Source organism: Polaromonas sp. (assembly GCF_043778355.1).
In the GTDB taxonomy this organism is placed as follows: Bacteria; Pseudomonadota; Gammaproteobacteria; order Burkholderiales; family Burkholderiaceae_C; genus Polaromonas.
Map to the genome: position 1 here is coordinate 22,819 of NZ_JAYWHI010000028.1, position 8,512 is coordinate 31,330.

Sequence of the window (8,512 nt, forward strand, 5' to 3'; positions counted from 1 at the left end):
TCGGTGCGTTTGCGTGTTGACCTGACCGCTTCGGTCGCCAAAGACCCGCAGCAAGCGGAATTAAACGAGGATGCGTGGGCGGCGAATGAGCCGGGAACCTGCATTGCTGTGGCCGATGGCGCCTCCGAGTCCTATGACTCACGCGCATGGGCACAGCTGTTAGTGCGCGCCTATGTTCAAGACCAAGGCATCTCGGCGCAGTGGGTCGCTGACCGGGTGCAAGCCTACCTTGCCACAGTTGACTACTTATCCCTGTCATGGTCGCAACAGGCTGGTTTTGATCGAGGTAGTTTTGGGACCTTGCTGGGGCTTGGTCTAGCCGCAAATGGCCGGGATGCAGAGGTACTGGCTATTGGGGATAGCTTGGCTGTCCATGTGCGCCAGAATGTACTGGTGGCCTCATTCCCCTTCACTGAGGCGGAGCAGCTTGATGCTCGCCCACAGCTGCTCTCCACGCTCTCGGCCGCCAATGATTTTGTGAGTGACTCGGAGTTCTTCAAGGCGGACAGTAGCTGCACCTGGGTCCTGGAGCCCGGGGATTTAATTTTCCTGGTTACGGATGCAGTCGGACACTGGCTTTTGAGTGAGGCCCAAGGGGGCAATGCGGTGCAAGTGCTTTCAGGCATCGATAGCCTTGAGGACTTCGAGTCCCTGGTGGTCGCCATGCGACAGGAGCGGCGCATGCGCCTGGACGATTCGACCTTGATCCGCGTTGTTGTTGACGATGAAGAAGACGAAACGGATGCGAAAAAAGGCGCCGATGAAAAGGCAGAATTCCCGTGAGCTACCCAACGCTTGAGCAATATCAGGAGGCATTGCAATTTCCCCAAACGGCCTTCATTGACCCGCAACTCAAGTCAGGCAGGATTCGTGCATCGGGGCTGGGTCTTCCCTCGGTCGTGTGCGGCGGCTTTGCGCTCACTTATGCCGTTGAAACCGGGCATACGAAGTACGCCGTCCGGTGCTTCCACCGTGAAGCCCCTGCGCTGGAGAAGCGGTACGCAAGCATCTCGAAGAAGCTCAAAACGCTAGCTTCACCGTACTTCGTGGACTTTGAGTTCCAGCCGCACGGAGTCAATCTGAACGGGTCCACCTATCCACTGGTCCGGATGGCATGGGCCGTCGGCGAAACCCTGGGGGAGTTTGTTGAGGCAAACCACGGGGACAAAGCCAAACTGACCAACTTGGTGAACTCGTTGAGCCAGTTGTCCGCCTACCTTGAGGCGCAGGGCATTGCCCATGGTGACATCCAGGAAGGCAATCTGATGGTCGCCGATGCGGGCCGGCGAATTCAGTTGATCGACTATGACGGGATGTTTGTGCCCGAGATCGCGGCCTTGGGAAGCTCCGAGATGGGACACCGGGACTACCAGCATCCGGGGCGCGACGGCAGTCAGTTCGACACCTCGCTGGATAGGTTCTCGTTCATGGGACTAAATCTCGCTCTAAGGGCTTTGTGCGAGAAGCCTTCGCTCTGGAGTTCCTCAGGTAGCGGTGCGGGCGTGATCGTTTTCAAGGCCAACGACTATGCTGATCCTGGCTCTTCATCAGTGCTGGCGGCTGTTGCCCAAATCCCGAGCCTGGCGCGAGACGCACGCAGCTTTGCGGCAATTTGCGGGGCTCCTTACAGGAAACTTCCTTCGTTTGAAGATTTCCTGAACGCCAGGAACATCCCGCTGGAAGGCATCGTCTTGGACGGCAAGCCCAAGGCAGTGCAAATCCCGGTGGGGTACATCAGCCAATATCCTGTTCTGGACGCCAGTAGCTACGGGGTGTTCGCCAGCCACATTGGTCAGATGGTTGAGCTAGTCGGTCGTGTTGTTGAAGTGAAACATGACATCGGGAAGTTCGGCAAAGGCAAGGGCAAGCCCTATGTATTCGTCAATTTTGCCCCGTGGAATGGGCCCTGCGTCAAGATCAACGTCTGGAACGAGGCCCTCGCGAAGGGGGGTGTTGTGCCGACGGCCGATTGGGTGGGCCGTTGGATCACGATAAAAGGACTGGTAGAACCCATTTACCGAAGCCCGAAATACAAGTACCAGCACATTTCGATCACGGCCGCAACGCTCTCTCAGATCACGCAATTGACCGATGCTGAAGCCCGATTCAGATTAAAGGGGCCCGGGGCAAGAAAACCCGCAGGGCTCTCCAATTCAAGTTTGTTGGGGCAAATCAAAGGGGGCGGTGGCGCGCCTCAGCGGCCTGCGCCGTCGGCTACGCCGCTATCCGCGAATCAGCAAGTTTTACAGAAGATGCGTCAGCAGACGCAACCGGTGCCAGGACAGGGATCAAGCGCTGGAAAGGGGTTACCGCAGCGGCCGGTACCTGGCCCGCACGCATCGCAGCACGCGCCGGCGCCTCAGAAAAAGCGTTCTGGCATACCTTGGTGGATTTGGGCTGTCGGACTGGTGATTTTGTACGTACTTCTAAAACGCTAATCGTGCAAAATCTTCGGACGTTGCCAGCGGCCGCGGCAAGAATGGCGTCGTCAGCTGTTGCATTTGAAGCCCGTCGGGCGTAAGAATCTCTATCATGTTCTGGCACTGCAATCAAGTCACTGTCTGTCGGCTACCTAGCGACTATTTGTCCTAAAACGATGAGCGAAGCCAGAATCATGCGCTGATAGCGAAGGGAAAATAAGGAGACGAGCGGGGCTTTTCAATTTGTGGAGTTTGTCGCCCACCGCTAGCAATAATCACTTTCACTTTTGCTGCTTCATGAGCATCCGGGATTTGAAGAACCCGATGCGACTCACCGCTGCCGCGATTTCTTTGTTCTTCCCATTGTCTCGCGTACGCCAACAGCTCTACGGAGTAAAGTCCTCCGGTCGAAAGATCCTGCGCAGTCTCATCAATATCGCAAGAAAACAGTGTGACCAGGCCAGTAGAACAATTTTGGACTGCCAAATCGAAGTACCGTCGATAGTCAACCATGCTCCTGGCCTCTGAGAATGAAGCTGACTTGGCCATCACGCTATCTAAGATAATTTGCCTATTCAGTTTGCGGCAGCAGTCGACGATCAGCGTATGCTTAGGTGCTCCGAGCTTAAGAATATTTACGTCCATCTCGACTCCCGGTCTCAGTAGCACCTTGGTTGTGCCGGTTCGGGTTGGGTGGCTGCCGTGCCCGGCAAAGACCACCACCGAATAGTCAGCCTTTTTCATCATCTCAAGCTTTTGGCGCACGACGAGATCGCCAGGGCTTTCCAGTGTTTCGATCTCATGCGGATACCACGCGCCGCCAAGCTGACTTTCGAAGTGCTGGCGATACGCCACCATATCTTGTTTGACGCCAGGTATATCTGCGTCTGGACTGCCAATAATGAGTGCTGATCGGTTCATTTGGGTTTTGTTCCTTTGGGTTTGTTTGTTGCTGGAATGTCGGTGGCCGTACTGTCCAGCTTGGAAATAATAGAAGTGGCCAGCCTCTCGCCGGCACCTCCTACGAATGCACCAAGCAGCATGACGGTATGAAGTTTCCCTCCTTGCGTTAAGACTGCCAGGAGGATTTCGGATTTGATGGCGATGGCGACCAGGCTTCCAGAAAGTGCCCCCGCCGCTATGCGTGATAGGCCTTCCAAATAATGCAGGCCACGGCCTGAAGAACAATCGAATGCTAGTTTTCCGCTTCGAGCAATAACTGATAGCAGTGCTCCCAAGGAACCCAAGACGGCTGAAAGCAGTAAGAACAATGCTTCTTCACCAATTGAATTTATCACCGGCGTTCTAAAGAACCAAAGGATGGCTCCAATGATTGCAAATGGAAGAGCTCCCCAGAAGGCGGCGGACAGATACCAGCTCCTGGAGGTTTCTTGAACCCTTGCCAAGATAAACTCCTCCGCGCTATCAAGCATTTGCATGGCCGACTCGTATTCGAAGGTCAGGCAGCTGCGCACTCCTTCACCGAGCAGGCGCGTGAAGTGTTTCTTTTTCTCTTGACTAACCCCATCACACGGCGCGACCTCAAGAAGCGCCAAGCGGTTTAGAAATCGAGTCCGATCTGACAGCGAAAAATCCGGATGGTTGGGCGCCGCCAAATCATAAGCCTGGGAGGTCTCCCAATCCAGTGCATCGTGGACATCCAGCCGGATGACGCAATCCTCGGCTGCGTAAACGAGGGTGCCGTCCTGGTGGTGGGGCCACAGGTGGATGTAATCGCCGCGAGTGGTACTGACGGAAACACCTTCGCTCTTAGCTTTTTCTTCAGCTGTACTGGTCACTGACTGGTCGTTTTCAGGCATTCGAATGTTTGCGGCTGTGTATCAATGAGGGGGCACGTTTTGCCGATTATTAAGACACTAATGCTTTAGCACAGGCAAGCCGGATTTCAATTGTTTTCCAGTCAAACCCAGTTCAATCAGTTTCTTGCCTACAGCGGGAGCGTCTGCAAACAGTGGGCCATCAAAGGCTTGACCGAGGACAAACTGCTGGAGGCGGTCTACGATTTCAAAAATCATCGCTTCATTAAGCAGATGCGGACCAAATTTCACGTCTTCGGCGTTGTCAGCCGTTGTGGTGTTGGTCGCAAAAACTGCATTTGGCGCGGACGAACCGCTATCCAGATTGGTTGAGCACCACTCCAGACTCAACAGCAGTTGCCCTGCTTCCGTTTTGAAGATCGGCGCGGTCTTTTCATTTTTTGCCTCAATACAGAACGTGCAGTCGTCGAACATCCAGAGCACGTCAGGGCCGCGGCCGGTTTCTTTCTCTGGTCTGCTAGATGCTGCACCCAGAGCTTGTCCAAGCTCAAAAAGTCCCTGCTCGACGATTTCGGCAGTGTTTGCGAAAGCCAGTTTTCCGCGAATTTCACTGAGGCGCGCGATCGCACCGTTGTGCGTGTTAAATGCGCTGAAGTAGTCACGGACTGAAATGGCTTGATCCGTCATCCTCGAGAATTTCTTGTCAGCCACCTTTTCCGGCCGCGGGAAATGCGAATTTAATGCAAAGACTGCTCCATAGGCGTCTGCTGCGAGGGGAGGCGAGAACTGATGCAGATAGCCGGCAATGACATAGATCAGTTCGGCCTTTTGAATCTTGTGCAAGCCTTCGATATTCGATGCTTCCCTGACCGCAGCTACGGCTGCCTGAAAGTTTTTCGCCTTCGCGTGTTCCCAGGCTTGGCGTAAAGCAACCGCAGCCTTTTCCATGGAAGTGAGCCCCGCGCTTCGGGTCGTACGAGGCGCCGCTTTAACCCGTGTTCGATGCGCGTCTTTCCATTGCTCGTTGCGGCTCAAAAGTGCCTGTGCCATCTCCATGATGATGACCGCCGTCGACTTGACGTCACCTCCCGCTTGTTTGGCCATTTCTTTGCCCAGATCGACCTGCACCCTGGTGCGGGCCTCCAGTAAATCCGATACCGACTTTTTGCCAATAAAAGCGGCAATATCGGTACCGACCAGAAGCACGGCCGCGTAGTCTGCGCTTGATCGGACAGCCCGGCCTAGCGCCTGCTCGAATCGATTGACGGTTCGTACCTCGTAGCCTGGAGAGTCCTTTTGACGGTAGGCATCAATCTGATCGCAAATCCGGTCGCCGTGGGGTATGCCGTCGATGACAAGGACACGGCAGGCGTCATCGGCAAGGTCTACGCCGTCAAATCGTTGGGCGAATACCGTGTAATTCCCGACACTGCTGCGCAGTTGGGCAATCGCGGCGTCCACTTGTTTGTCTTTTGCAAGTCTTGCACCCGTTTTGATCCATTCTGCACCCTGCTCTCCAGAACTTGTGAGTACCACCACATTCGCGGTATTGGCCAACACGCTGCAGACAGACGCAATCTCTGATTTTTGGGTGGACGACGAGATTAGTGAAGTCGGCAACATCATACGCTCGCCAGCACCCTCATCCTCGACTGGATCAATCAACCTCGAAAATGCGGCCACATCGCAACCCATGGCACCCACCAGGCCGGATCCGTCCTTAACGCTGGCGGACATGAACAGCCGGTGCTTGGCATTGGCGTAAGCGGCGTTTTCCTCCACAGGAGGAATCTGCAGCGAAATTTCTGCAGATGTACCAGAAATACAAAACCGAACAAGATCTGAATATCTGCTGATGTTGTTCCAGCTGTATCTCAAGTCATCCGAATCCCTGAAGCCTTCAAGTATCTCGGTGATCGCTTTATGGACGGATGCCCATATCCAGTAGGGAACTTCATACTGGGAGGCATAGTCATCCGCTTCAATGCCGCGCCACGTGGCTGGATCTGAACTTTCGCAAAGCGGTTTTAGGATGGCTCGCACCTTTGCGTAGCACTCCTGCGGCACTGTGACGGTGTAGCACTGCTTGACTCGTTCGATGCCCGCGTGACAGTCATCAAGCACGAAGGTTGAGGGCCGGATCGTGTGAGTGTCGAAAGCTGTACGAACAGTGAAAAGTTTGTTGTAGGTGCAAGCGAGAACAGCACCGCCGCTCATCGCGTCATAGGGCATGCCTTGCTTGGGGAACGTTGAAACCGGCACACCTATCACCTGTCCCGCAGCGACGACCTGATCGACCAACTGAAGCGTGGGACATAAATACACAACGGGTTCACCCTTGTATTTGCGCCGCATTCTTTCTGCGAATAAAAGACCGAGCACCGTTTTTCCGGACCCCGTGCTTAACTTGACGACAACGTCGCGGAAGTCCATTTGCTCGTCCAGGGATTTTGCGGCAGCCGATTGCGCTGCCCTGAGGCCGGTGTGGGTCGCTTTTCGATCGAGCTGGCCAAATAATTCAGCCAGTGTCCCGGGAACATCCGAGGCGGGAGCACTCGCAAGCGCAGAAAAGTTGAACATGGATTATTTCGTGACTTGTGTTGTTACTTTTAACGCGGTGATCATTGTTATTGCAAGTCCAACTGCGAGGAGTAATCCTCTTGAAGCCGTGAGCAATCGCCGTTTGAAGTTTTACTGGAACGCAAGTTGTGCGGTACACACGGGACGTCACGCTAAAAAGCGGGCCACTGGAAATGTCGTAACAACGGGTTACCTGTGGGTCGCCGTTGATGCTATTCGAAACATGAGCAGCACTTTTGGGAAATATTTACCTAGCCATGCATCAAGCTATGCGTTATGAGCGGCCTTGCGTGAATAGTTGGATGCCGCGATGGGAGACGTCAGCGAAATCGTACAGAGCCCAAAGCTGTTAAACCAGGTTGCTATTGGCTGACTTTCGGGCCCGGGTTTTGTATGCGCTGTACGGGGCAATGGCGCGTGGACGACCGCAAGTGGGAACGACGGCAACGCTCAGGCCAAATCGCAAGGCTCCAATCTGGATGCCGATAAATGTTCACCGCGGTCAGATACGCATTCGCTCGTAATGGAAGAAAGCAACCCCAGTTTTTTTTGGCCCCATATAACGGATATGTAGAGCGGTGGCTGCAAGCTTTTGGATCTGATTGCCTCGCGACATGTCGGAGACCGGCGACTTTCCTGCGGCTTCTTCGCCGCCTGGATTTTTGGCGCACGGAAGTTTCGCTCGCCTTATTCCCTCGTAAACGGATCAAGCCCGATCTGGTCAGCGGCCGGGTCGGGCTTTGTGCCGTCACATCCCTTCGCGTCTCCGATGCATTCCACCAAAGAGCCCTTCAACTCCAACCACTTCCAGGAAAACACCCGTGAACTTCAAACCCTACCCGCCGCCCAACGAAGGCGCAGGCCTCCTGACAGTGGACCGCGATCTCTGCTGGCGCATCAACCCCAGAGGTTTGGTAACCCCAGCCGTCGTTGGTGCAGTTTGCTGGGCGCGCAACAACTTCACCATTTCCGATCGGCAACACCAGGCCGTGCTTTCCGGCTTGGGCCTGGAGTACCACCAGCTACCCGGTGGCGCCACCGTCCTGCAGCCCCAACTGCCATATCGCCTCCCTCCAGCAACTGGCAAGGCAGCCGGCGATTATTTCAACCTCACCAGCCCCCAACTACCCTTGCATCACTACGACGCCGTCGAGGTGTATCCCTGCGTGGAAGGCGAGGGCGGTATCAAGCGCTTTGAGGCCAATGAACATCCCGCGAATGCCCATCCGCATTTCTGGAGCGTGGCCCTGCACCTGGAAGTCGGGCACATCGAAACCATTGCCGACTTCCCCGGCTGGGCCCAGGCCGAAGCCTTCGGCGACCTGATGCGGCAGATCCTTCGTTCTGCGCGCACGGCACAAGGTTTGGCTACCGCCCACCTGTAATCCGGCCAGCCCCAGTCGGCTGGCAAACCTGTCCCCGTCGTACCGCAATGGCCGGCATGTCCCGTTCTCGTTTTCTTCCCTTCACGAACCACCTTGAATCTGTGCCCAGGCGGAGGCCAAGTCACGTCCGCGAGCAGCCAGCAATCCAATCAACCCAACCCAGGAGACCCAATGTGAGATACGCCCCCCACCTCAGCCATCAGGAACTGGAACGTTACGCCTTCCTTGCCGGTGACGGACTGACCGCCGCACTAGGGAAGGTCTGATCAAGTCGTGATTTGACCGAAGAGCAGCGGATGATCAACGCGAAAGCGGTCCGTGACACCAGAATCTGCTGTTCTGACGGCTA

The 8,512-nt window shown here is 55.3% G+C and carries 7 protein-coding genes; 4 read left to right on the forward strand and 3 right to left on the reverse strand.

All coding sequences use genetic code 11. From position 1 onward, the window contains the following. Positions 1-3: 3 nt before the first annotated feature. Positions 4-783: a hypothetical protein gene (locus ACH2CW_RS04280; RefSeq protein ID WP_395055605.1), complete on the forward strand. Its 780-nt coding sequence runs from the start codon at positions 4-6 to the stop codon at positions 781-783. Beyond that, positions 780-2,438 (forward strand): serine/threonine protein kinase, encoded by a 1,659-nt coding sequence (locus tag ACH2CW_RS04285; RefSeq protein ID WP_395055606.1) that lies wholly within the window; start codon positions 780-782, stop codon positions 2,436-2,438. Before ACH2CW_RS04280 ends, ACH2CW_RS04285 begins: the two co-directional genes overlap by 4 nt. Positions 2,439-2,612: 174 nt before the next feature. On the opposite strand, the gene ACH2CW_RS04290 is transcribed toward ACH2CW_RS04285, so the two are convergent. Genes ACH2CW_RS04290 through ACH2CW_RS04300 form a run of 3 tightly spaced genes read right to left on the reverse strand, consistent with a single transcriptional unit; the run spans position 2,613 to position 6,778 of the window. Then, on the reverse strand, positions 2,613-3,341 hold the full coding sequence (locus tag ACH2CW_RS04290; protein WP_395055607.1) for a caspase family protein: 729 nt from the start codon (positions 3,339-3,341) through the stop codon (positions 2,613-2,615). Continuing rightward, complete coding sequence (locus tag ACH2CW_RS04295; RefSeq protein WP_395055608.1) at positions 3,338-4,240, reverse strand: hypothetical protein; 903 nt, start codon at positions 4,238-4,240, stop codon at positions 3,338-3,340. The genes ACH2CW_RS04290 and ACH2CW_RS04295 overlap by 4 nt, the downstream gene beginning before the upstream one ends. 57 nt (positions 4,241-4,297) lie before the next feature. Further along, a complete protein-coding gene (locus tag ACH2CW_RS04300; RefSeq protein ID WP_395055609.1) occupies positions 4,298-6,778 on the reverse strand; it encodes a helicase C-terminal domain-containing protein in 2,481 nt (826 codons plus the stop codon). On the opposite strand from ACH2CW_RS04300, the gene ACH2CW_RS04305 reads away from it, so the two are divergent. Beyond that, complete coding sequence (locus ACH2CW_RS04305) at positions 6,777-7,058, forward strand: hypothetical protein (protein WP_395055610.1); 282 nt, start codon at positions 6,777-6,779, stop codon at positions 7,056-7,058. The genes ACH2CW_RS04300 and ACH2CW_RS04305 overlap by 2 nt on opposite strands. A gap of 541 nt (positions 7,059-7,599) precedes the next feature. Further along, positions 7,600-8,163, forward strand: a complete 564-nt coding sequence (locus tag ACH2CW_RS04310; protein WP_395055611.1) for a hypothetical protein — start codon at positions 7,600-7,602, stop codon at positions 8,161-8,163. Positions 8,164-8,512: the final 349 nt, after the last annotated feature.

Coding starts and splice junctions, on each gene's coding strand:
- ACH2CW_RS04290 (WP_395055607.1), bottom strand. CDS start 3,341: ATGAACCGATCAGCACTCATTATTGGCAGTCCAGACGCAGATATACCT.
- ACH2CW_RS04295 (WP_395055608.1), bottom strand. CDS start 4,240: ATGCCTGAAAACGACCAGTCAGTGACCAGTACAGCTGAAGAAAAAGCT.
- ACH2CW_RS04305 (WP_395055610.1), top strand. CDS start 6,777: ATGGATTATTTCGTGACTTGTGTTGTTACTTTTAACGCGGTGATCATT.
- ACH2CW_RS04300 (WP_395055609.1), bottom strand. CDS start 6,778: ATGTTCAACTTTTCTGCGCTTGCGAGTGCTCCCGCCTCGGATGTTCCC.